The sequence below is a fragment of the Grimontia sp. NTOU-MAR1 genome, assembly GCF_035758505.1.
GTDB lineage: Bacteria > Pseudomonadota > Gammaproteobacteria > Enterobacterales > Vibrionaceae > Enterovibrio > Enterovibrio marinus.
Map to the genome: position 1 here is coordinate 1,251,446 of NZ_CP142108.1, position 24,831 is coordinate 1,276,276.

Annotated in this window: 21 protein-coding genes, 2 tRNA genes and 1 riboswitch; of the genes, 10 read left to right on the forward strand and 13 right to left on the reverse strand. The window is 47.8% G+C overall.

The genetic code is table 11. The annotated features are described in order from the left end of the window. Positions 1-6: 6 nt before the first annotated feature. The 3 genes from oppB to VP504_RS05760 all read right to left on the reverse strand — a co-directional run bounded on the left by oppB (position 7) and on the right by VP504_RS05760 (position 3,431). A complete protein-coding gene (oppB, locus tag VP504_RS05750; RefSeq protein ID WP_062714046.1) occupies positions 7-930 on the reverse strand; it encodes an oligopeptide ABC transporter permease OppB in 924 nt (307 codons plus the stop codon). 72 nt (positions 931-1,002) lie between these two features. Next, a complete protein-coding gene (locus VP504_RS05755) occupies positions 1,003-2,643 on the reverse strand; it encodes an ABC transporter substrate-binding protein (protein WP_325893361.1) in 1,641 nt (546 codons plus the stop codon). Between the two features lie 629 nt (positions 2,644-3,272). After that, entirely contained in the window at positions 3,273-3,431 is a 159-nt protein-coding gene (locus VP504_RS05760; protein ID WP_198159558.1) for a hypothetical protein, read from the reverse strand. 795 nt (positions 3,432-4,226) lie between these two features. Here VP504_RS05760 and VP504_RS05765 point away from each other — a divergent pair. Beyond that, complete coding sequence (locus VP504_RS05765; RefSeq protein WP_325893362.1) at positions 4,227-6,743, forward strand: glycosyl hydrolase family 18 protein; 2,517 nt, start codon at positions 4,227-4,229, stop codon at positions 6,741-6,743. Positions 6,744-6,820: 77 nt separating this feature from the next. Here VP504_RS05765 and moaE read toward each other — a convergent pair whose 3' ends face one another. The 5 genes from moaE to moaA all read right to left on the reverse strand — a co-directional run bounded on the left by moaE (position 6,821) and on the right by moaA (position 9,526). After that, positions 6,821-7,261, reverse strand: a complete 441-nt coding sequence (gene moaE, locus VP504_RS05770; protein ID WP_062714041.1) for a molybdopterin synthase catalytic subunit MoaE — start codon at positions 7,259-7,261, stop codon at positions 6,821-6,823. Positions 7,262-7,264: 3 nt separating this feature from the next. Next, a complete protein-coding gene (gene moaD / locus VP504_RS05775) occupies positions 7,265-7,510 on the reverse strand; it encodes a molybdopterin synthase sulfur carrier subunit (protein ID WP_325893363.1) in 246 nt (81 codons plus the stop codon). Beyond that, the gene (gene moaC / locus VP504_RS05780) at positions 7,507-7,986 is read right to left on the reverse strand and encodes a cyclic pyranopterin monophosphate synthase MoaC (RefSeq protein WP_325893364.1); all 480 of its coding nucleotides are present in this window, start codon (positions 7,984-7,986) and stop codon (positions 7,507-7,509) included. The genes moaD and moaC overlap by 4 nt, the downstream gene beginning before the upstream one ends. Before the next feature lie 3 nt (positions 7,987-7,989). Next, entirely contained in the window at positions 7,990-8,502 is a 513-nt protein-coding gene (moaB, locus tag VP504_RS05785; protein ID WP_062714035.1) for a molybdenum cofactor biosynthesis protein B, read from the reverse strand. Positions 8,503-8,539: 37 nt separating this feature from the next. Next, positions 8,540-9,526, reverse strand: coding sequence for a GTP 3',8-cyclase MoaA (gene moaA / locus VP504_RS05790; RefSeq protein ID WP_325893365.1), 987 nt, complete (start codon positions 9,524-9,526; stop codon positions 8,540-8,542). Then, positions 9,515-9,650, reverse strand: a riboswitch (molybdenum cofactor riboswitch). It overlaps the preceding gene by 12 nt. A gap of 488 nt (positions 9,651-10,138) precedes the next feature. On the opposite strand from moaA, the gene VP504_RS05795 reads away from it, so the two are divergent. Next, a complete protein-coding gene (locus tag VP504_RS05795; protein WP_325893366.1) occupies positions 10,139-10,708 on the forward strand; it encodes an LON peptidase substrate-binding domain-containing protein in 570 nt (189 codons plus the stop codon). Positions 10,709-10,870: 162 nt separating this feature from the next. Further along, positions 10,871-11,758, forward strand: a complete 888-nt coding sequence (gene yvcK, locus VP504_RS05800; protein ID WP_325893367.1) for a uridine diphosphate-N-acetylglucosamine-binding protein YvcK — start codon at positions 10,871-10,873, stop codon at positions 11,756-11,758. Here yvcK and VP504_RS05805 read toward each other — a convergent pair. The 3 genes from VP504_RS05805 to uvrB all read right to left on the reverse strand — a co-directional run bounded on the left by VP504_RS05805 (position 11,720) and on the right by uvrB (position 15,863). Continuing rightward, positions 11,720-12,079 (reverse strand): Hpt domain-containing protein, encoded by a 360-nt coding sequence (locus VP504_RS05805; protein WP_062714030.1) that lies wholly within the window; start codon positions 12,077-12,079, stop codon positions 11,720-11,722. The genes yvcK and VP504_RS05805 overlap by 39 nt on opposite strands. 3 nt (positions 12,080-12,082) lie before the next feature. Then, entirely contained in the window at positions 12,083-13,534 is a 1,452-nt protein-coding gene (gene luxO, locus VP504_RS05810; RefSeq protein ID WP_062714028.1) for a quorum-sensing sigma-54 dependent transcriptional regulator LuxO, read from the reverse strand. Positions 13,535-13,838: 304 nt separating this feature from the next. Then, positions 13,839-15,863 carry an excinuclease ABC subunit UvrB gene (gene uvrB / locus VP504_RS05815; protein ID WP_325893368.1) on the reverse strand — a complete coding sequence of 675 codons (2,025 nt, stop codon included), beginning with the start codon at positions 15,861-15,863 and terminating at the stop codon, positions 13,839-13,841. A gap of 176 nt (positions 15,864-16,039) precedes the next feature. On the opposite strand from uvrB, the gene VP504_RS05820 reads away from it, so the two are divergent. Both VP504_RS05820 and VP504_RS05825 read left to right on the forward strand, forming a co-directional pair. Beyond that, positions 16,040-16,768, forward strand: coding sequence for an SDR family NAD(P)-dependent oxidoreductase (locus tag VP504_RS05820; protein WP_325893369.1), 729 nt, complete (start codon positions 16,040-16,042; stop codon positions 16,766-16,768). A 2-nt stretch (positions 16,769-16,770) separates the two neighbouring features. Further along, the gene (locus VP504_RS05825) at positions 16,771-17,616 is read left to right on the forward strand and encodes an amidohydrolase family protein (protein WP_325893370.1); all 846 of its coding nucleotides are present in this window, start codon (positions 16,771-16,773) and stop codon (positions 17,614-17,616) included. Between the two features lie 82 nt (positions 17,617-17,698). On the opposite strand, the gene VP504_RS05830 is transcribed toward VP504_RS05825, so the two are convergent. Continuing rightward, complete coding sequence (locus tag VP504_RS05830; RefSeq protein ID WP_002541964.1) at positions 17,699-18,874, reverse strand: mandelate racemase/muconate lactonizing enzyme family protein; 1,176 nt, start codon at positions 18,872-18,874, stop codon at positions 17,699-17,701. A 33-nt stretch (positions 18,875-18,907) separates the two neighbouring features. Beyond that, entirely contained in the window at positions 18,908-19,675 is a 768-nt protein-coding gene (locus VP504_RS05835) for a class II aldolase/adducin family protein (RefSeq protein ID WP_325893371.1), read from the reverse strand. Between the two features lie 754 nt (positions 19,676-20,429). Between VP504_RS05835 and VP504_RS05840 the strand changes: the two genes are divergently transcribed. From VP504_RS05840 to rsxC, 5 genes are all read left to right on the forward strand, one after another. Next, a tRNA-Asn gene (locus tag VP504_RS05840) sits at positions 20,430-20,505 on the forward strand. Positions 20,506-20,958: 453 nt separating this feature from the next. Next, positions 20,959-21,034: transfer RNA gene (locus tag VP504_RS05845), tRNA-Asn, on the forward strand. A 225-nt stretch (positions 21,035-21,259) separates the two neighbouring features. Beyond that, entirely contained in the window at positions 21,260-21,841 is a 582-nt protein-coding gene (gene rsxA / locus VP504_RS05850) for an electron transport complex subunit RsxA (RefSeq protein WP_325893372.1), read from the forward strand. Further along, the gene (rsxB, locus tag VP504_RS05855) at positions 21,841-22,425 is read left to right on the forward strand and encodes an electron transport complex subunit RsxB (protein ID WP_046302845.1); all 585 of its coding nucleotides are present in this window, start codon (positions 21,841-21,843) and stop codon (positions 22,423-22,425) included. Before rsxA ends, rsxB begins: the two co-directional genes overlap by 1 nt. Continuing rightward, positions 22,422-24,830, forward strand: coding sequence for an electron transport complex subunit RsxC (gene rsxC / locus VP504_RS05860; protein ID WP_325893373.1), 2,409 nt, complete (start codon positions 22,422-22,424; stop codon positions 24,828-24,830). The genes rsxB and rsxC overlap by 4 nt, the downstream gene beginning before the upstream one ends. Position 24,831 lies beyond the last annotated feature (1 nt).

Consider the following 24,831-nt stretch of genomic DNA (forward strand, 5'->3'; position numbering starts at 1 on the left):
TAAACCTCAATAACGAATCTTCGGATCCAGCCACGCCAAAAGAATATCGACGATAGCGTTGAAGATGATGAACAGCGCGCCAATTAATATGGTGACACCCAGAACCAGTGAGTAATCACGGTTGAAGGCTGCGTTAACGAACAGTTTTCCGATACCTGGCAGACCAAAGATGGTTTCGATAACCACCGAGCCAGTGATGATGCCCACGAACGCTGGCCCCATGTATGAGACCACTGGCAGAAGCGCTGGACGCAGAGCGTGCTTGATAACGATGTATCTCATGCTCAGGCCTTTTGCTTTTGCGGTTCGGATAAAATTACTGTTCAAGGTTTCAATCATGCTGCCACGGGTAATACGGGCAAACGTAGCGATATACAGGAACGACATGGCGACAATCGGCAGGATCATGTATTGGATTGCGCCGCCATTCCAACCACCCGCCGGGAGCCAACCCAAACCAATTGAGAAGATATAGATCAGTACTGGGGCAAGAACGAAAGACGGCAACACAACCCCAAACATCGACGTGGACATGATGAGGTAGTCAACCCAACTGTTTTGCCGTAACGCGGCGATGGTGCCAACAGTGACCCCGATGATGACGGTCACAATGAATGCATAAAAGCCTACTTTTGCAGAAACAGGCAGAGCAGAGGCGATCAGTTCATTGACGGTATAGTCTTTGTATTTGAAGGAAGGACCGAAGTCACCACGTAGTACCACGTTCCCAAGATAGGTGGTGTATTGCTCAAACAATGGCTTATCCAAACCATATTTGGCGTTAATGTTTTGCATTACCTCTTGTGGCAATGTTTTTTCTGAAGAAAAGGGATTTCCGGGCGCAAAACGCATCAAGAAAAAGGAAATCGTAATCAATACCAAGAGGGTTGGTATCGCTTCCAGTGTACGAGTAAAAATCAATCTAAACATAAAGCATCCTACTTATGTTCGAAAAAACATGCGCCTATAGCTTAGCCACAGGCGCATGGAGTGGCGCTATTATTATTCTGCGATGATGAACATATCTTTCGAGTAGATATTGTCTTGCGGGTTTTGGTCTGGGTAGCCACCTACGTGCGTGCCAACCAAACGTGGCTGGACGTACTGATAGATAGGTGCAATTGGCATATCCTGTGCCAATTGTGCTTCAGCAATCGCGTAGAACTTATTTCGCTCAGCTTCAGTTTTCGCTACTTTAACCGCGTCATTCATAGCTTTGTCGAAGACTGCGCTTGAGTATTTCTGGTCATTAGAACCATTCTCAGTCATCGCAATTGCTAGGAAAGTAGATGCTTCATTGTAGTCCGCACACCAGCCTGCACGACGTACATCAAAGTTACCCTGCTTGCTGTTGTCCAGGTAGGTTTTCCACTCTTGGTTTTCTAGAGTGACATTCACGAAGTTACCCAGTGATTTTTTCCACATAGACTGGATTGCAACGGCAATCTTCTTGTGGTTTTCGCTGGTATTGTAAAGCAAAGTGAAGTCCAGAGGGTTACCCTGACCAAAGCCAGCTTCTTCCAATAGTTTCTTCGCTTCTGCGATGCGCTCTTTCTGCGTCATCTTCGCGTATTCTGGTGCTTCTGGAGCGAAGCCAGTAATACCGCTATGAGTCAGTGCGTAAGCCGGTTTTTGGCCTTGACCCAAAATCGCTTTGGTTACGATGTCGCGGTCGATAGTGTAAGACAGCGCGTTACGAACACGTACATCATCAAAAGGGGCTTTCTGCGTATTGAAACCGTAGTAGTAAGTACACAGGTTAGGTGAAACCACTACATTGTCTGGGTATTGCTTAGCCAGACGGCGGAACTGCTCGTTAGGCACTTCATAAGTGATATCGATTTCGCCAGAAAGGAAGCGGTTCATTTCCGCATTCTGGTTTTCGATTGGCAGGAAAGTTACCTGATCGATAACTGTATCTTTGTTATCCCAGTAGTTTGCATTGCGCTCGAGAACAATTTTTTCGTTCACTACCCAGTCAGACAATACAAAAGCACCGTTACCCACAAAGTTTCCTGGTTTGGTCCAAGAATCACCGTGTTTTTCAACTGTTGCTTTGTGTACAGGGTACATGGTGGTGTGCGCCATCATCTTCACGAAATATGGCAGCGGAACTTCAGTTTCAATGACCAGTGTGCGGTCATCAATAGCTTTAACAGCCAACTCGCTCGCAGGTTTCTTTCCTGCAATAACGTCTTTCGCGTTCTTCATCTTGGTGTATTCGATGTACCAAGCATATGGAGAAGCGGTTGCAGGATCTGCTGCACGTTTAAAGCTGTATTCAAAATCTTGTGCTGTTACCGGGTCACCATTTGACCACTTAGCATCTTCGCGGATCTTAAAGGTGAAAGTTTGGTTGTCTTCAGTGCTCCAAGATTCTGCTGTTCCAGGAATAGTGTTACCAATAGCATCTTGAATAACCAGGCCTTCCATCAGGTCACGTAATACATGAGACTCTGGCACGCCCTCTACTTTGTGCGGGTCTAGTGACGCCACTTCAGTACCGTTACCACGAACGAGTTCTTGCTTAGGTGCTAATTTCACGCCAGCTGTTACGTCCGTTGCAGTCGCCGTGAAAGAGGTTGCCGCTACGGCCATCCCCGCGCCAAGCAATAGCGCCTGAGTAATTTTGTTCTTATACATGCAGATACTCCAATTTATCCTTCAGTTGCATCCATGACACTCTCCGTCAACATAAAACGGAAAGCGAATTAAGCCACTTACCGGCACAAATAATGTGTGTTATACGGAGAATTGGTTGGAACATTACCAAGCATCAAAGCAATTTGCCACAAAAACGACAAAAAAAGTCACATGTATCTAACATAACAACATTTTACAGTGTATATAACTAGTACACTGCGCCGTGTTGAACATATGCTTCGCCTTCTGATGTAATCAAAGTGAAATATTGTAGATATCTCCTTAAAGGCGTACTTATTGAGCATTAAAATCTGGTGTTATCGGTATCTTTTGCAACAAAAATCGTTAATATCAGTCATTTAAAAAATAATCAAAAGATTATTCATTCACTATCAATGAATAAAATCAACCAAACCTTATTCAAAGTAGCCAAACAGTAAGCGTGCTAAGTGACTGAAGTTATTTCTTAACACATTGTTTTTAAAGTGCATTAAAAATTTCTTGAAATGAAATAAGTGGCTTAAGTATGAATATTGGTCAAAATTACGGCAGGATTTGTCGCACGTTCGCGAAAGAAACAAAAAAAGCCAGTTGGAATCAACTGGCTTATCAATGGATGTAAACGATTTTTATTTTTGCTGATCTTGCGTTTCAAGGGGATCCTGATTAGCGCTTTTCTGCTCTTTACCCTCAACCAACCCGCCTGTCTTGTCCTGGCTAACATCATCGGGCAAAACTTCTTGCAGCATTTGCTTCATCTTTTTATTACTAATACGTCTATGTCCCATTGTGATCCTCCTGATTGATTCATTCCACCATGGCACACTCAACTACGGTGCACATTCATAGGGAGACAAATACAGTGTTTAATTCTCTCCCTATAGCAAAAGTGTAGCAAAACCTGATCACTGCCCCGCCCCACATTTGAAACAATGAGATTGCGAGCGCGTAGGTACCGAAAAACACTACAAATTATGATGTTTTAATAACGTACGGTAATAAAAAAGTTGCTGGTTAGAATTTATTCGCTCCATTTCGAGATGTGACCCAGATTCAATTGTGAAAGTCTTAAATATTGCGCACTATGTCTCTGTACCGATGTAATGAAAGCTTGTTTTATCGGCACTGAGGTGCAACAACCCGAATTAACCAACAATTAAACAAAGAGACGATCAATAAAATGAGACCTGCTGGTTCCCAATCTAGACCTCTGTGCTCTCGCGTCCGACATGGCTTTATTCCTTCTGCCAAAAAGCAGGCGAACGAAGAAAAAGCAAAAGGCACCCGTTGATACACAGTTCATTATGTAGATAAATAGCCTCTCTGATGAGAGGTTATTTTTTTACCAAAAACTTAATTCGCCAAGACGATAAAGCGTGCGATTTTTGTGATGACCTGTTCAAAAACCACCCGCAATGTAACGAGCTCGTTACTATTTTATCTCCCACACCTCTAATTCCTTACTCTCTGATTTTGCTTTAAATCCTTTTCTTACCAAGTATCAGGACAGAGTCAGCGCAGATTGGCTCATATTCACGCGACGGATAGATAATTCTCGCAATAAATTTTCGAGGGATATTAAGATGAACAAACAGGCTTTTCTAAAGGGGCTACTCGCAGCCTCTATCGCCAGCGCTACCGCTACGCCTGCAATGGCGGCACCCGGTGCCCCAATCATTTCATGGATGGAAACCAACTTTGCCATTATTGAAGTGAACGATGCTGCCAGTGCATATAAAGACTTAGTTACGGTTAAGCCGTATGCAGAAGTTCCTGTCACTTGGGACCGCTGGTCCGGTGAACCTGGTGATACCTGGCGCGTACTGCTGAATGGTGAAATCGCTCATGAAGCTAGCGTGGCACCTGCAGCCAGCCAGAAAGAGTCTACGGTTCTTCAGGTTGCTAAAGGCGGCAAGTACGACATGGTCGTAGAGCTTTGTAGTGGTAGTGATGCCGCTCAAGAATGTACAAAGAGTGATCCGAAACAAATCGTGGTTGCAGACACCGACGGCAGTCACCTTGATCCACTACCGATGAACGTGGACCCGAACAACGGTAACTACACCACTCCAGACGACACTGTCGTTGGTGCGTACTTCGTAGAATGGGGGGTTTACGGCCGTAAATTCCCAGTGGACAAAATTCCAGCCCAGAACCTGACTCATATTATTTATGGCTTCGTACCAATTTGTGGTAACAACCCTTCTCTTGATGATGGTCCACTGGCAGCTCTGAACCGTGCTTGTGCTGGTTTGCCGGACTACGAAGTCGTTATTCATGACCCATGGGCAGCAGTTCAAATGCCTCACCCACAATCAGGTCAGAGTCACTCTTCTTCTTACAAAGGTACTTACGGACAGATCATGGCGCTGAAACAGCGTTATCCAGATCTGAAAATCCTTCCTTCTATCGGCGGCTGGACACTCTCAGACCCATTCTACGAGTTTGGCGATAAAACCAAACGTGACAAGTTTGTCGCTTCAGTGAAGACGTTCTTGCAAACCTGGAAGTTCTATGACGGTGTAGACATTGACTGGGAATACCCAGGTGGTTCAGGTGCTAACCCTAATCTTGGCGACCCAGAGAAAGATGGCGATACTTACGCGATCCTGATGCAAGAACTACGCGCAATGCTGGATGAGCTTTCTGCGGAAACGGGCCGCACGTACGAACTGACTTCTGCAGTTGGTGTAGGCTACGACAAGATTCAAGACGTGAACTATGTAGATGCTGTTCCATACATGGATTACATCTTTGCTATGACTTACGACTACTACGGTGGTTGGAACAATGTAGTGGGTCACCAGGCAGCACTGGACTGTGGTAGTCACATGTCTGCTGACGAGTGCGTGGGTAAAGGTGTTGATGCAGACGGCAAACCACGAAAAGGCCCTGCTTACACGACTAAAAACGGTGTAAATCTGCTGCTTGAAAAAGGCGTTCCACCGCAGAAGCTGGTTATTGGTGCTGCCATGTATGGCCGCGGCTGGACGGGCGTGACTGAAGCAAGCATGTCAGATCCCACCAACCCAATGACAGGTGTAGGTAACGGTAAGATTGCAGGTTCTTGGGAAGCTGGCGTTATCGATTACAAAGATATCGTGACTGACTACGAGAACAAAGCGGGTGTGGTTCTTGGCTATGACGAGCAAGCAGAAGCTCCATGGGCTTGGGATCCATCTAATGGTGACCTCGTCACATACGATAATGAGCGCTCAGTCAAGGCAAAAGGTGCTTACGTACGTGAAAACAATTTCGCTGGTCTGTTTGCATGGGAAATTGATGCAGACAATGGCGATATCCTGAACGCAATGCAGGAATCTCTTAAAGGCGGTCCAGTTGACCCAGTTAACAAAGTTCCGGTAGCCAATGCAGGCGCAGATGTTACCGTTAACGTTGCTGGGGCAGTAGCACTTGACGGTTCAGCATCGAAAGATACAGATGGTCAAGTTGTTGCGTACAGCTGGAAACAAACTTCAGGCCCTTCAGTTGCACTGACTGGTACAAGCACTGCAACCGCATCTGCGGACATCCCAGCAGTGACTGCTGATACTCAGTTCGTGTTCTCACTGACTGTGACAGACAATGAAGGCGCAACCGCAACCGATACCGTTGTGGTCACTGCGAAAGCAAAAGTTATCGATCCAGTCAACGAAGCACCAGTAGCAGCGTTGACAGCACCAGCTACAGCTAATGCAGGTGATGTTGTTCTGGTGGATGCTAGCGGTTCAAGCGATGCAAACAATGATGCACTGACTTACACCTGGGATATTCCAGCGGGTGTGACTGCAACACAAAACGGCGCTTTACTGACTTTCACTGCGGGTAGCTACTCAGTAGATACAACACTGACATTCTCTGTGACCGTATCAGATGGCAAGCTGACCGACTCTGCAACCGTATCGGTTGTCGTAGCGAAAGATGAGCCTGTAGTGACTTGTCCTAATGCTTGGGCGGAAGGCACTGTTTACAACTCAGGTGACGTTGTGACTCATAAAGGTGTTGAGTACTCTGCCAAGTGGTGGACCACCAACGAAGAACCTGGCACAACTGGCCAATGGGGTGTTTGGAAAGAGCTAGGCGCTGCAAGCTGCCAGTAATTTACACCTACAACCAGTAAAACGATAAAGGGATGCAATAGCATCCCTTTCTTTTGCTCCGAAGAAACCATTAAACGCTACCAGCGTTTTGCAGCATCCCCATCACTGTCGCGCGCTTCAATCCAACGCTCTTGGTCTGTCAGACGCTCTTTCTTCCAGAATGGCGCTTTGGTTTTCAGATAGTCCATCACAAACTCACAAGCTTCAAACGCAGCACCACGGTGCGCACTGGAGACCCCCACAAAAACAATTTGGTCGCCGATATCTAATGCACCTACACGATGGATAACGCGAACATGTGTCAGCGGCCATCTAGACTGCGCTTGCTCTACAATCTCAGCCAGAGACTTTTCCGTCATGCCTGGGTAATGCTCTAAGGTCAGACCCATGACATTGTCGCCAAGATTCATGTCGCGAACTTTGCCAATGAAGGTCACGATAGCGCCATCGCCAGCATGATCATTCAGTCGCTGGTATTCTTCTGCGACGGAGAAATCCTGTTCTTGTACTGAGATCATTTATCAGCCTCCAGTCACCGGTGGGAAAAAGGCTACCTCGTCACCAGCTTTCACTGGCGACGACAGCTCGGAGATAGTTTGGTTAACAGCCACCAGCAGCTTACCCTGCTCCAGTGCCAATGCCCATTTATCGCCTTTTTCTGCAAGATGCTGGCGGATGTCTTCCGCAGATTGGAACTCACCTTCCAGTGTCAGTGACGCCGTCCCCACCAGCTCTTTAACCTGAGCGAAAAAGAGTACCTGAATCATCCTTCCACCTTAAAGTGTCCTGATTTACCGCCCGTTTTTTCCAGCAGACGAACCTGACTTATAACCATGTCTTTTTGCACAGCCTTACACATGTCATAGATTGTCAGCGCTGCCACTGAAGCAGCTGTCAGCGCTTCCATTTCGACACCTGTTTTACCAGAAAGCTTACAAACTGATTCGATACGCACCTGCGATGTTGCTGGCAAAGCCTCCAGTGATACTTCCACTTTCGACAACATCAAAGGATGGCAAAGAGGAATCAAGTCCCAGGTGCGCTTAGCAGCTTGAATACCGGCGATACGTGCTGTTGCGAACACATCACCTTTATGGTGCTTGCCTGAAACAATTAGCGCCAGTGTTTCCGTCGCCATGGTCACAAATGCTTCCGCACGCGCTTCTCGAACCGTTTCCGTTTTACCAGAAACATCAACCATGTTTGCCTCGCCTGAGGCATTAATATGTGTAAAGCCGCTCATGAATTATTTACCTAGGTGCGGCATGAAGTTACATGGACGGTGGCTCGCATCCAGCTGCTGCTTAATGATGCCATTCCAACCAGTGCGGCATGCCCCCGTTGAACCTGGCATCCCAAAAATGACAGTGTGATTAGCAAAACCAGCAATCGCGCGAGACTGAATGGTTGACGTACCAATTTCTTGGTAAGAAATTGCGCGGAACAGCTCACCAAAACCTTCCACTTCTTTGTCGAAAAGTGGTTTCAGCGCCTCTGGCGTGCTGTCGCGGGAGGTAAAACCCGTACCACCAGTGATCAAAACAGCCTGTACGTTTTCGTCAGCAATCCACTGGGAAACAATCGCGCGGATCTTGTAAATGTCATCAATAACGATTTTTTTATCCGCTAGTCGATGACCCGCATCTTGCAGCGCATCAACCAGGAACTTGCCTGACGTATCGTTTTCTTCAGTGCGAGTGTCGGAAACAGTCAGGACTGCAATTTTTGCAGGCGAAAATTCAGTAACAGCGTGACCCATAAAATTTGAACCTCAACGAGTAATATCTGGAACGGCGTTATCCGCCGATAGAAGCCAGGTGCGGCGTCATGCCTGTGTGCCCCTGATCTAGAAAATGACTTTGCTTTTTGCTTACTAATGCACTCTGGATACGTCCAATCAGCGCCTTTTCCTGCGCATCGTTCTGAAGCAAATCACGGAGTTCGACGCCGTAATCACCAAACAAGCACATGTGGAGCTTGCCCACTGCAGAGACACGGAGACGATTGCAAGAATCACAGAAATCTTTCTTGTACGGCATGATAAGACCAATCTCACCGGTATAGTCTGGGTGGCAGAACACCTCTGCTGGACCATCGCTTTGATTACGGACCTTCATAATCCAACCATTAGCGATCAAGTGATTTCGGATAGACACACCAGACACGTGGTGGTTCTCAAACAGGGAATTCATTTCGCCCGTTTGCATCAACTCTATGAATCTCAGTTGGATTGGCTTATCTTTTATCCAATTCAGAAAGGCGGGTAGCTCGCCACTGTTCAAGTCTTTCAGCAAAACGGCATTCACTTTGACCTGCTCAAACCCCGCATCGAAAGCGGCATCGATACCGCGCATCACTTGATGAAATTTATTCTCACCCGTGATCTCATGGAACATACGCGGATCCAGGCTATCGACACTAACGTTAATATTGGTGAGGCCAGCATCACGCCAATGTTGAGCATGCTTCTCAAGGCGATAACCATTAGTTGTCATCGCGATCTTCTCGATGCCTTTTTGCGCAGCGGTCATAGAGACAATGTCAGTGAAATCTTTACGAAGCGTCGGCTCGCCACCGGTGATACGCACCTTAGATGTTCCACAATCAGCGAATGCAGCCACCACACGATGAAGCTCATCCAGCCCCAGGAAGCTGGAATTTTTTTGCGTAGGCTTGTATCCGTCCGGCAAACAATACGTGCAACGGAAGTTACAGACATCAGTAATAGACAATCTCAAGTAATAAAACTTGCGATTGAAGGAATCTTCAAATTGAACAGCCACGAAACACCTTTCCAAATACGGGAGACGGGCACATTTCTATGACCGCCCTGGTGACTCAGGGTCACGGCCTATCCCACATATTCTGGCGAACTTAGCGAAATAGGCTTCGGAGTTACCTGCGTCGGATTTGTCGTTCATAACAACAAGACCGGAGCTTTAAGTGTAATTTAGCAAAGTTTGTCTTTTGTTAACAAGAAATGTCCCTCATTCCTGTGCAGATTTGCCAACGCTTTAACTTTTTACTCACCGTCTCAAAACATAAACAGATCTGAGACAAAACCTTAAAGCACAATTTTCTCACAACCGATGTGTGGAAATTCAAATTGGGTCTGGAAAAAGGAAAATTCCAACCAATCTGTCTTTTCCGTTCCATACTCAAAACTGGCAAAACGTGGGCTCACATTGCATTTTGAGACGCTCTAATTTGCAATTTCAAATTGCATTTTGCGAGCCAAAAAGTGAAATGTCTGCAAAATCAGTCATGTAGTGTCTGGGCATTGAATTTGCACTGTCGTTTGTACGACACGGGTATCTAAGTAGTTCCGATATTAAATACATATAAAAAGCGGCTCAGGGAAGAAGTGCTAAGCCGTCAGCAAAAACCGGGAGCTAATGATGACAATAACTTTGCCAATCCTTTTCAACAACCGTCATATCCTTCCTTCAGGACGTCTGCCTTTGCGCGTGACCCCCGGAGAGCAATTAAATACAGTGAAGTATGCAATGCGTAACGGCATGGATCTCGGCGTGTGTATGGACGAAACCAGCCCAATCGGAGCTGGGATTGGAACAAGAGTAAAAATTGAAGACTTCAGTCTGGCGCCGGAAAGCGGTGCTCTAACCATAACAGTGTGTGGCCAAGAGAGCTTTGTGATCGACACCATTAAGGAAAATGATGTCGGCATAGTCGAAGCTGTATGTCAAACACTGCCAGCTTGGCCAGAGCGTGCAGTCAGTAACGATGCTCAACCTTTAGCCGAAAGGCTACTTATCATGTTCGAGCGGTATCCCGAGCTGAGCTCGTTGCATAAAAAGCCAAACTTTGATGATTTAAGCTGGCTTTGTCAGCGCTGGTTGGAACTTCTGCCGATTCCGGCAAGTGAGAAGCAAGTTCTGATGGCGGCACATACTTGTAGCGACACTGCTGAGTATCTACTCAGTCTAATGAAAGAACCGCACTAATCTCACCTCAAATCTATTCTCCAAAGACCAGCGCAAGCTGGTCTTTTTTTGCCCATTGCGTGATCGAAAACCGAAAATACAGTGAGAAAATGCGACAAACCGCATTCTTTTTCAGCGCATACTTTATGATTGGCAACAGAAGACGATAAAGAACGAAGTGCGATGAAAGAACCAAAACAAAATATCGTAGCCATTGGCGGCGGACATGGTCTTGGCCGTGTCTTGTCAGCTTTGCGTGAGCATGGCGAACTTGTCACCGGTGTTGTCACAACCACGGACAATGGCGGCTCTACGGGCCGTATTCGAGCGTGTCAGGGAGGTATCGCCTGGGGCGATACTAGAAACTGCATTAATCAGCTGATCACTGAGCCTTCTATCGGTTCGATGATTTTTGAGTATCGCTTCAAAGGCAACGGCGAACTCGATGGCCATAATCTGGGTAATCTGATGCTCACCGCACTCGATAACCTCTCTATTCGCCCCCTAGAAGCCATCAACCTAATCAGGGATATGCTAAAGGTTTCCCCCCATATTGTACCTATGTCCGAACACCCTGCTGATCTTGCGGCACAAACTCCCACAGGAGAAGTGATCGCCGGAGAAACTGATGTTGATGAATTGCCAGAACCACCCGCACGCCTGATGCTGGAACCTGTCGTACCAGCGACCAAAGAAGCTGTTATCGCGATTCAACAAGCCAGCTTGGTAGTACTGGGACCTGGCAGCTTTCTAACCAGCGTGATGCCTCCATTACTCCTACCTGAAATAAGCCGGGCGCTCAAACAGACAGAAGCAAAAATCATTTTTATACGGAATCTAGGAAAGGAGCATGGTCCTGCTGGGCAAATGTCTTTGAAAACAATGTTGACTTGGTGTGAACGTTCGATGGGCGGACGAAAAATTGACATGGTCTTAGGACCAGACATTGATGAAGAGCTGGACGATGATTACCGACAGGTGGTGACAGATTTAGCGTCTGTCAACCACGAGTGGCGTCATGATAGGGATAAACTATCCCAAGCGATCCAGCAGATCTTGCTGACCTGCTAACGCTTTGTATTGCACTGCGGTGCCCTGCAACATCATTGTCAGACGAGGCAGTTGGTCTTGAACCCACGATTCCTGACCCTGTTTTACACGAGATTCACACTCACGCGCCAGCTCTGCCAGTTCATCTGCGCCGAAACTGGCCGCACTGCTTTTTATCGCATGGCTTATCTCTCGTACTTGCATTGCGCTTGGTGCTTCTGAAAGTTGATCAGAATATCGGCTTAGTTCGTCACTAAATACTACCAGGAGCGAAGATACTGTGTCCTCACCTACTTCAACCGCCAGCCGCCGCAACGTCTCATGATTCACTGTCGACGCCATAACTTAGTTCCTTTTTTCTTGTGATTCTTGCCAACTCTGCAGCTTGCGATAAATCGTCGATGGACTCACCTCTAACAGACCTGCAGCCTGAGGAATGTTCCCATCACATGCATCAATAGCAATTTGTATCGCTCGCTTTTCTACCAACCACAGGGGTTCAATGTCGGCTTTTGTCACTACCCCTTGATCCAAAAACGCTGGCGCGACAGAAAAATCATCGTCGCGCGAAGGAGCAATTGCTGTTTGCCTAGTCGCTCTAACTGGGGGAGATGCAATTTTGACACCAGAAACTGTATTTAATGGCGGAGGCAGCATTTGTTCTGTGACTTCTCGCGCATTGTGTAGCACGACAATGTTGCGGATCACGTTCTGCAATTGCCTCACATTTCCTGGCCATTCATAGCTTAACAAACGACCAGTTACTTCAGCATTGAAGGTACGGAAATCTTTTCCTTCCTCCATCGCAAACATCAGAAGCAATGACTGGGCTATCTCTGCAACATCTTCACCACGCTCACGCAATGGTGGAAGCGCCAAAGGAATGACATGTAGACGGTAATATAGATCTTCCCGGAAATTACCCTTCAAAACCTCCTCCCAAGGATCGCGGTTTGTCGCGCAAACAAATCGCACATCTACTTGTTTTACCTTGGAAGATCCTACTTTTTGAAACGTGCCTGTTTGAATAAACCTCAGCAATTTAGATTGAAGATCCAAATCCATTTCGCAGATTTCATCTAAGAACAATGTGCCACCATCGGCCATTTCTGCCGCCCCCTCACGCTCAGAGGCCGCGCCAGTAAAAGCGCCTTTCATGTGACCAAACAACTCACTTTCGATGAGATCTTTGGGAATAGCAGCACAGTTGATCGCGACAAATGGTTTTTTGGCGCGTGAGCTTGCCGCATGGACAGCTTCTGCACAAACCTCTTTACCCGTGCCACTTTCACCTGTGATAAATACCGTTGCCTTACTCGGTGCCGCCGAGTCTATAACGCGGTATACCGCCTGCATTGGGACACTGTGGCCGATGAAACCATAGTAAGCCCCTTCTGGGGATTGTCCGCCAACTTTACTCTTTGGTTTCAGTGCATTATTGACTGTTACTCGTAACAAGTCTGCCTCGCAAGGCTTGATGAGAAAGTCGCTTGCGCCATAGCGCATAGCCTCTACCGCTGCATCAATAGAGCCATGCGCCGTCATGATCACCACGGGAATATCTGGGTGATGTTCACGGATTTTAGAAAGCACGTCGAAACCAGAAATATCAGGCAATCGCAAATCCAACAGAACTAAGGAAAAGCTGCCTGAAGAAAAGTGGTAAATGGCCTCTTCACCTGTACTTGCAATCTCAACCTCTACATCAAGAGGGTTGAGGTATGACTTGTACAATGCGGCTACAGAAGCGGTGTCTTCCACCATTAAGATGCGTTTTTTGGCGCCAGAATCTAGCATTGAACCCCCGCCATCGATTCCTCAATAAATCTATCTTTTCGTTAGAAAGTCAGTACCAAGTATAACGCCGATTTTCATCGGCACAGGCAAATCGGTGCGTTTTGCATTGCAATTTGCAAAAGAAATTGCAAATAAGGTAGCTCTACTTCGATGAAATTGCTACGTCATGCGTTAAAAATGTTGGCACACTTAATGCTTTATTGAAAGTGACCCTTCTGGGTCACCTAGCCAACTGACGTTGTTTGTGAGCACTTCGTTCACTGAAACAAGATAGCCAACCGACCTTTTTGCGGTTGGCTTTTTTTTAGCTATTTTGGATAAAAAGTGACCGCAAATCAGCAATTTCATCTCGCAAGCCCGCCGCTGTTTCAAACTCCAGATTCTGCGCTGCCTCATACATTTTTGCTTCTAATTTCTGAATCTGAGCTTCAATTTGCTGCGGTGATTTAGCCACATAAGCGGCATCTTCTTCTGCCACCGCCTTAAGCGATGAAGACACTTTTGGCTTCTGCGGCCGACGTTTGCCGCCTAATTCCATTACATCAGCAATCTTCTTATTGAGCTTCTGAGGAACAATTCCGTGTTCTTCGTTATGGGCCTGCTGTTTCGCACGGCGACGCTCTGTCTCTTCTATTGCACGCTGCATAGAACCTGTAATGCTGTCCCCATACAGAATCGCCTTGCCGGCAAGGTTACGCGCTGCACGACCGATAGTCTGAATAAGAGACCGGTCTGAGCGCAAGAAACCTTCCTTATCTGCATCCAGAATAGCCACCAGTGACACCTCTGGCATGTCGAGGCCTTCTCGCAGCAAGTTGATCCCCACAAGGACGTCAAACTCACCCAGTCTCAAATCCCGGATGATCTCCACACGTTCAACGGTATCGATATCTGAATGCAGGTAGCGAACCCTAACATCATGTTCTTCCAAATACTCAGTGAGATCTTCAGCCATACGTTTGGTCAGCGTCGTTACCAGTACTCGCTCATCTTTTTGAGTGCGAAGGCGAATTTCTGACAGTAAGTCGTCTACCTGAGTCGCGACCGGACGTACTTCTACCTCTGGGTCAAGAAGACCTGTTGGACGCACCACCTGATCGGCGATTTCACCATCAGATTTTTCCAGCTCATATTTACCCGGCGTGGCAGAGACATAAATGGTTTGGGGTGCCAGAGACTCAAATTCATCAAACTTAAGCGGGCGGTTATCTAACGCAGAAGGTAGTCGGAAACCGTACTCCACCAGCGTTTCTTTACGCGAACGGTCGCCTTTATACATCGCGCCTATCTGCGGCACAGTAACGTGCGATTCATCGATGATGAGAAGACCATCAGCAGGCAAGTAGTCAAACAGTGTTGGAGGCGGCTCCCCTTCCGTTCGGCCACTCAAGTAGCGAGAGTAGTTCTCAATGCCTGAGCAATAGCCCAACTCCTGCATCATTTCTAGGTCAAAAAGGGTGCGCTGGGAAATACGCTGCTCTTCAATCAGCTTATTGTTCTCCAACAGGACTTTTTTTCGATCAGCCAATTCAACTTTGATGTGCTCAATGGCGTCTAGAATTTTCTCTCGCGGCGTCACGTAGTGGGTTTTCGGATAAATCGTCGCACGCGGCAGATTACGTTCAGAAATCGATCCGGTCAGCGGGTCAAAGACGCTGATGCATTCCACTTCATCATCAAATAGCTCAATGCGGATAGCATCACGATCAGATTCTGCTGGGAAGATATCAATTACCTCACCGCGCACACGGAACGTACCGCGGCTAAAAGCTTGATCGTTGCGGGTATATTGAAGCTCTGCAAGTCGGCGCAAAATCAAGCGCTGTTCTATCATGTCACCACGACGCAGGTGCAACATCATCTTTAGATATGAATCTGGATCACCCAGACCGTAAATCGCAGAGACGGAAGCAACAATCACCACATCGCGGCGTTCCATCAGGGCTTTGGTTGCGGAGAGACGCATCTGCTCAACGTGTTCGTTGATAGACGCATCTTTTTCAATAAAGGTGTCGGAAGCAGGCACATAGGCTTCTGGTTGGTAGTAGTCGTAATAAGAAACGAAATACTCCACCGCATTTTCCGGAAAGAACTCTCGCATCTCACCGTATAACTGCGCTGCCAGCGTTTTGTTAGGCGCCAATATCATTGTTGGGCGCTCCGCCTCGGCAATCACATTGGCCATGGTGTAAGTCTTTCCCGACCCCGTCACACCCAACAGCGTTTGGTGTGCAAGACCAGAATCCAGTCCATCCAACAACTGGTTGATGGCGGTAGGCTGGTCGCCTGCGGGTTTAAATGGTGATTGCAGTTTAAAGGTCTTGCCCATCTTGCTTCCGTGGCTCAATCATCAAACCACTCATTTTGCGCGCTCAGTCCCCTAAGTCAACTGACAAGATACTGACAAGGCTCAGAGTTGTTGACACGCTCGGTTTCCACACCGAAGATCTCTTCCATACTAAAGAGGTCGGCACAGCCTACCAACATGAATATCTGAGGAAAACAATGAAGAAAGTAGCGGTAGTGACCGGTGGCTCAGCAGGGATCGGCCTCGCAGTCGTAGATGGATTTATTGCAGAGGGATACACCGTTTACTCGCTGGATATTCAGCAAGGCCCTCGCGGAAACTGGGTGGATTGCAACGTGACGAACTCAGCGGCTGTCGCTGCCGCTGTTGAGCAGGTCATTACAAACGAAGGCCAGATTAATGCCTTGGTGTGTAATGCCGGCATCCATTTCAGTTCAAACATCGAAAATACCAGCGAAGAAGATTTCGATCGCGTCATGAGCATCAATGTAAAAGGTGCTTACTACGCGATTCGCGCTTGCCTACCAACCATGAAAGCAGCGAAATCTGGTAGCATCGTGCTGCTTGGCTCTGACCAATGCACCATCGCTAAAGGCAATTCCTTTGTTTATAACCTGAGTAAGCACGCGATTGCGTCGATGGCAAAAACCACTGCTCTGGATTATGCCCAGTTCAACATCCGCGCCAACGCAGTATGTGCAGGAACCACAGAAACACCGCTTTATCATAAAGCGATTGATGCCTACTGCGAGCGTTCGGGGGCAGATAAAGAAGCAGTAAATAAAGAAGAAGGCAATTTGCAGCCGCTGGGACGTATCGGCCAACCTGAAGAAGTGGCTAACATGGTCGTGTTTCTTGCCAGCGACAAAGCCAGTTTTATTACTGGCAGCCTTCATGCTGTTGATGGCGGCTATACGGCACAGTAACCATGAAGTTTATCGATCCTCACCTGCATTTATTCGATCGCCAGAAAGGTAAATACGGTTGGCTGCAAACTGGCAATCCACCTTTCTGGCAGGATAAAGCGGTTATTCAAAGGGACTTTTCTGAATCAGACTTGCAGGTTTCTGCACCCGCAGAACTCGCTGGTTTTGTGCACGTTGAAGCAGGATTCGATAACGAAGCTCCCTGGCGTGAAGTCGAGTGGCTGGAAAGTACCTGCCAATTGCCATTCAGAAGCATTGCCTACGCCGACCTGACTCTTTCTTCCAAAGCATTCAATGACCAGATTAAACACCTGAAAACGTTGAGTTCTGTCGTAGGCGTTCGACATATTCTGGATGACGACGCGGTAACCTTGCTAAGCAATCAGCAGGTAAAACGGAATCTCGCACATCTTGAAAAGGAAGGTGTGATCTTCGAAGCACAATTTGATGCTAACGATGAAAGAGCTGTTGCTGCATTTCTCGATGTCATTGGTCACTTACCTTCTCTCAATGTTGTCCTTAATCACGCTGGTTTTCCACCACCAGCAGATTCATCGGGTTGGAAGGAAAATATTGGGAAGCTTTCTGGTTTGAATAACCTTTGGGTGAAGGCATCAGGTTGGGAAATGACGGACAGACACTTCCCGGTTAAAGCCATTGCACAAACCGTCGAAACTTTAGTTGCAGCATTTGGACATGACCGAGTCATGCTGGCGAGCAATTTCCCTCTGACACTGTTTAGAACGTCTTACACCGAGCTTTGGCAGGACTATCTGGCACTCAATCTTCCCAGGGAATATTTCCAGAAGATCATGTACAAAAACGCCTCCACGTTTTATCGTTTCTAGGATCTGTTGATCTTTGGCTGAACGGTAGAGAAAAAACAACCCGCTCAAAGGCGGGTTGTTTCGTCATTATCCCATCGAGCGATTACTTAATCTCAATACGTGGTGAGCGCATGACCACTTCATCGTTCAACTCAATGCCGATACCCGGCTCTTCTGACACCTCAAAGAAGCCATTCACCGGCTGAGGATCCTGAATACATAGCTCGCGGTTCCAGGACTTAATCGCATATGTATGATGCTCGTGGATCAGGAAGTTAGGAATTGCCGTTTCCAGATGCAATGAAGCCGCAGTCGCCACAGGGCCACCACAAACGTGCGCCTGAATGCGAACATCGAAGATATCTGCGTAATCACAGACTTTCTTCGTTTCAGTAAAGCCGCCACACAGGCCGATATCCGGCTGCAGCACGTCAACGCTTTGGTCTTCCAGATACGGGCGCACACCCCAACGGTTATACAAACGCTCACCACCGGCAATGGGCACGTTAACGCGGTCAGCCACCTTCTTATGCAGGGAATGGTTGAGGTAGTTCACCGGCTCTTCGTAATACATGCAGTCGAACTCTTCAGCGATCTCGCCCAGCTGAATCGCCGTTGTTGCACCCGGCAAGCTGTGGCATTCAAAAATGATGTCCACTTCGTCACCTACCGCTTCACGAATGGCTTTCATACGCGCGCGATACAATTTCATTTCTGCACGGGAAATGATTTTGGTGCGCTCGTAGTAGGTGTTGCCATCTTTGTCGTACATGATGGGGTCAACCTTGACCGCATCATAACCTTCAGCAATCGCTTTAAGCGCCGCTTCTGCATACTCTTCCGGCTGTGACAGTGCTTTGAACTCTTTGTCCCAATCAAACTGAAGCTGAGAAGCATAAGTACGCAGCTTGTCATTTACCTTACCACCCAGAAGTTGGTAGACAGGAAGGCCAAGTGCCTTTCCTTTGATGTCCCAAAGCGCAGTATCAATCGCACTCATCGCGGCATAGACAACAGGACCACCACCTAATCCCCAGAAACTCTCTCGCAACATACGCGACCACAACATTTCTGTCTGAAATGGGTCATGACCAATTAAGAATGCCTCGGCCATTTCTTTAATCATGTTTGCGGCTGCGCTATGCCCCAAATCGTAAGCAAGGCCTGCCTCTCCCACACCACTGATCCCTTCATCAGTGTGAATACGCACAAATACCGGGTTCCAAGGCGGTCTTTCCGGGCAATGAATATCGAAAACTTCGACTGACGTTACTTTCATCCATGTACTCCAAATCGTCTTTTTATTTTGTCTTTATTCCATAAAGCTTGGGTCAAGGCGCCAAGCTTTTCGAAGAAGTGATGGCCAAGCGAGTTGCCCGCCTGTCGCCCCAGAATGAACAACATTTGCCTGAGCAAAAATATTGTCCTGAATAGGCTGAGGAACAGAAATTGCCTCTTTGCCTGCTGCTTGCAACATTAACTGAACTTCGCAAGAGCGCTGCATATCGTAAAAACGCATGAAGGCGTCGCCCACGGTTGGGCCTAAGGTTAAACCACCATGGTTGACCAACAACATATGATTGGTGTCACCAAGATCTTCCTGTAATCGCTTTCGCTCATCCGCATTTACCGCAAGACCTTCGTAGCCGTGATAAGAAAGCGAAGGCAGTGAAAACATCGAATACTGGCTAAGCGGTAATAAACCTTCTTTTTGGCTCGCGACCGCAATGGTCTCATTGGTGTGCAGGTGGATTACACAGTGTGCATCAGAACGTACTTCATGGATCGCACTGTGAATAGTGAAACCGGCAGGGTTAATCGTAAATGGCGTGTCGTCGAGGATGTTTCCGTCCAAATCGACTTTAACTAAATTTGAAGCGGTGACTTCGTCAAATGCCACACCAAAAGCGTTAACCAGATACGTATCGGTATCAGGAATCCGTAAAGAGAGGTGCGTATAGATGAGGTCGTCCCACCCCATATGGGCAACGAGGCGGTAACAAGCGGCCAAATCAACACGACGTTGCCATTCGATCTCGCTGATTTTTCCCTTGAGGTTGAGTTTGGGTAACACTTCCACAGTTCATTCCTTTTAGCTTGTTCTCTGCCTTTCCAGCTTGTCTTATTTGTGCTCGACAGGCAAATAAGAGCCTAGTTTGTGCTTCCTTGAGAAGAAAATAAATAATCTAGACTATGTGTACAACTCGAAATTGGTATTTCCCAAGGATCAACTGAACAAAAATCACTCAATCACTTTGTATTTAATGATTTTCGTATTGAAACGTTAAATTCTCCTACCACGTCACATACTCAATAGTGAGAACTAATGGGGATAAAAGTGTTGATTAACACACTTATCCACAGATTTTGTGGGTAACCGTCGTCAAGGCAAAGCAGAAAAGTGTTCCGAAAAGTCAAACCCTTTTTCCTATATTCATCAGCAAATCGACTAATCGCACATGAAAAGCACTTATGAGAGGTATATCACACTGTTAATTTACCTCATCCCAATGCTATTTAGCGCATTTGAGCCACCGAGCAAACACATCTGACTCCAACACTGTTTAAGTTTTGTCCAATCTAGGTTAGACCCGTTTTAGAAACGTAAAGACATTCGCAAATACATTGCCTTCTGAGGAAGTTGTGATGATGACTGAAATTTTTAAATAGACAGAGATCCAAGCCCTATTTTGCCCCATACAGTGCCCACAGAACAAAAAAACAGCTAATCTTGATCGCACATTAAGCAGATGATTTAAATTCCTCAAAATGTGCGTTTTCGGTGGTTGACAGCCTACAGGGTGATAGCTAAGATTCGCCCCGCTTTGAGCGATTCCCCCTTAGTTCAGTCGGTAGAACGGCGGACTGTTAATCCGTATGTCGCTGGTTCAAGTCCAGCAGGGGGAGCCACTTTTCGTTAACTTGTTTAAGAACGAGTTAGCCGTCAGGATTGTCGCTTCGCGATATGTCGCTGACCTAGGCGGCTCCGTTGCAAGTCCAGCAGGGGGAGCCACTTTTCGTTAGCTTGTTTAAGAACAAGTTGACCGTCAGGATTGTCGCTTCGCGATATGTCGCTGACCTAGGCGGCCCCGTTGCAAGTCCAGCAGGGGGAGCCACTTTTCATTAGCTTGTCCAAGAACGAGTTGACCGTCAGGATTGTCGCTTCGCGATATGTCGCTGACCTAGGCGGCCCCGTTGCAAGTCCAGCAGGGGGAGCCACTTTTTGTTAACTTGTTTAAGAACGAGTTGACCGTCAGGATTGTCGCTCCGCGATATGTCGCTGACCTAGGCGGCCCCGTTGCAATTCCAGCAGGGGGAGCAACTTTCGATACATCGCCACGGCGGTGAATCACAAAAATCTGTTCCCCCTTAGTTCAGTCGGTAGAACGGCGGACTGTTAATCCGTATGTCGCTGGTTCAAGTCCAGCAGGGGGAGCCACTTTCGAAAACCCAGCCTAGTGCTGGGTTTTTCTGTATTTGTGTTGTAGATATGACGCACACAAATTGTTACCACCTATTATATAGACGGTATGTTACCGCCCAGATCCGGACAAAGTTTGTCCAGTATGGCAATTTTAGTGAAAAACCCTTTCCCCAATCTGTTGTTATAGCGGCTTCAAAGGCCGATAATACAAAGATCTCTTTAGAATTTTCGAAGAATGGCATGACTGAGTATTTACTGCTTCTTGTCGGCACCGTCCTGGTGAACAACTTTGTGCTGGTTAAGTTCCTCGGCCTTTGCCCAGTTATGGGCGTGTCCAAAAAGCTTGAAACCGCCATTGGGATGGGGCTTGCGACCACTTTCGTACTGACACTCGCATCAGTGAGTTCTTATCTGGTCGAGACTTACATTTTGGCCCCATTGGGTCTTGAGTACCTGCGAACTCTGAGCTTTATCTTGGTGATTGCAGTTGTCGTGCAATTCACCGAAATGGTCGTACATAAAACCAGTCCAACGCTTTACCGTTTGTTGGGTATCTTTCTACCGCTAATCACAACAAACTGCGCCGTGTTGGGTGTCGCATTGCTGAATATCAATGAACGCCACAACTTTATCGAATCTATCATTTATGGCTTTGGCGCGGCAGCTGGCTTCTCCCTCGTATTGATTTTGTTTGCGGCGATGCGTGAGCGTATTGCTGCGGCTGATGTTCCTCAGCCATTCCGTGGTGCGTCGATTGCTATGATCACAGCTGGACTGATGTCATTGGCATTTATGGGCTTTACAGGGTTGGTGAAACTGTAATGACTGGAATTTTGATTGCGATTATTGCTATCGCTGTCCTCGCAGCTGTATTCGGTATTTTGCTGGGCTTTGCTTCTGTGCGTTTTAAAGTCGAAGCGGATCCGATCGTCGATCAGATTGACTCCATCCTTCCGCAAACACAGTGCGGACAATGTGGTTACCCTGGTTGTCGACCTTATGCAGAGGCCATTGCCAATGGTGACGCCATTAATAAATGCCCTCCAGGTGGTCAGCCGACTATCGAGAAGCTTGCTGACCTGATGGGGGTGGAAGCCACAGAATCTGCGCACGATGAAGAAAAGAGCGTAAAAAAAGTCGCCTTCATTCACGAAGACGATTGTATTGGCTGTACTAAGTGTATTCAGGCTTGCCCGGTCGACGCCATCATTGGCAGTACCAAAGCCATGCACACCATTATCAAAGATGAATGTACTGGATGCGACCTTTGTGTCGCCCCCTGCCCCACTGACTGTATTGAAATGATCCCTGTCCAAACCACGCCTGAAACCTGGAAATGGCAACTTGACCAAATTCCGGTTGTTCAACTTTCTGTCGATGAAGATAAAGGGGTCAAACAAGCATGATCACCCTAATCGAAGAAATCAAACAGGGACATGTCTGGGATTTTCACGGTGGTATTCACCCACCAGAAAACAAACGCCAGTCGAGCGAAACTTCCATCTTGCCTGCCGATATCCCAAATGAAATTGTGTTGCCAACCAAACAGCACATTGGCACAGCTGGCCAACTGTTGGTAAATGTCGGTGATAAAGTCCTAAAGGGCCAACCACTGACCAAGTCAGACGTTCTGCAATGCTGTCCGGTTCATGCACCCACTTCCGGTGAAGTGGTTGCCATTGAGCCTCGCACTATCGCCCATGCCTCTGGCCTGAGCGATAACTGCATTGTGATCAAACCGGATTTCGAAGACGCCTGGGGCGAGAAAAACGCACTGCCTGATTTCCGCGAAGTCTCTGACGAGGCGTTGATCGATCATGTCCGCATGATGGGTATCGCGGGCATGGGTGGCGCAGGTTTCCCAGCAGCCCGCAAGCTGCAAACTGGTCATGCACGCACAGAAATTCTGATCATCAACGGTGCTGAATGTGAGCCTTACATCACCGCTGATGACCGTTTGATGCAAGAGCGAGCAGATGAAATTGTCCAAGGCATTGAGATCCTTCAGCATATCGTGAGCCCGAAACTCACCGTCATGGCGTTGGAAGACAACAAGCCAGAAGCGATTGACGCTCTGAAATTGGCAACACAGGGTAAACCTGACATTGTCGTTCAGGTTGTTCCGACCAAATACCCGTCAGGTGGCGAAAAGCAGCTCATCAAACTCATCACCGGTAAAGAAGTACCTGCAAAAGCAATCCCTGCCGCAATCGGCGTGATGATGCAAAACGTCGGTACTGCCTTCGCCATAAAACGTGCTGTCATCGACGGTGAGCCGCTGATTGAACGTGTCGTCACCCTGACAGGCACCACGTTGAAAGAGCAGCGTAACCGTTGGGCGCTGCTTGGTACGCCAGTCAGTTTCTTACTGGATAAGCACGGCTATGAAGCAGACAAAAAAGTAGAGCGCGTGATCATTGGCGGTCCAATGATGGGCTACACCATTCCGCACCCTAACGTGCCAGTCACCAAGGTCACTAACTGCGTGTTAGTGCCTTCACGTCGCGAAATTGCGCCGTCGGAGGGCGAGATGGCCTGCATCCGTTGCAGCGCCTGTGCAGAGGCCTGCCCTGCTTCGCTGCTGCCTCAACAACTTCAGTGGTACGCCAAAGATCAGGATTACGACAAGTGCGAAGAGTATAACCTGTTCGATTGTATCGAATGTGGTGCTTGTGCCTTCGTCTGCCCAAGTGAAATTCCGTTGGTGCAATACTATCGTCAGGCTAAATCTGAAATCCGCGCGCGCGATGCGGAGCAGCAAGCCGCCGAGCGCGCTAAAGAGCGTTTCGAAGCCAAAAAAGCGCGTATGGAGCGTGACAAAAAAGCACGTGAAGAACGCCATAAGCAAGCTGCGGAAAATCGTCGCAAAGCGATGGAAAAATCCGGCGATGGCGACGCGATTGCCGATGCCATTGCACGTGTGAAAGCCAAATCAGAAAATGAATCTGCAGCTACGGCAATGAAACCAGCTGTGGCTGCTGCTATTGCCAAAGCAAAAGCCAAACAGGCAGAGGCTGCCGCACAAGGTCAGGCCGAGCCAGATAACAGTGAAATGGCGAAGCTGCGCGAAGAGCGCAAGCGTCAGGCGCGTGAACGTAAAGCACAAAAAGCGTCGGAATCAGAAACTGAAAGCGCAACAGACGATAAGAAAGATGCTGTTGCGGCGGCAATAGCCCGCGCAAAAGCGCGTAAAGCTGCTCAGCAAAGCGAGTCTGAATCCGCCTCTGATAACAGCGCCTCAGTACAAGATCCGAAGAAAGCCGCAGTTGCTGCTGCCATTGCCCGAGCCAAAGCACGCAAAGAAGCGCAACAAGCTGATGCGGCGACCCCTGCTTTTGAATCTGAATATGCAGAAAAAGCAGCTGTTGAAGACGATTCGAAGAAAGCCGCTGTCGCTGCCGCCATTGCCCGAGCCAAAGCACGCAAAGAAACGCAAAAGGCTGAAGCAGCAACACCTGCTGCTGAATCTGCATCAGCAGAAAAAGCACCTGTTGAAGACGATCCAAAGAAATCTGCTGTCGCTGCTGCTATCGCCCGTGCTAAAGCACGCAAAGCCGCACAACAGGCAGAAGCTGAAGCTCCTGCCGTTGAGGAAGATCCGAAGAAAGCCGCTGTCGCTGCTGCCGTTGCCCGTGCTAAAGCACGCAAGGCCGCACAACAGGCAGAGGCGGAAGCACTCTCCGATGAGCCAGCACCTTCGGAAGACACTCCCGTTGAAGAAGATCCCAAGAAAGCAGCGGTTGCTGCTGCCATTGCGCGCGCAAAAGCGAGAAAGGCAGCGCAAATGAAGAATAAGAATGAGGAAGAGTAAT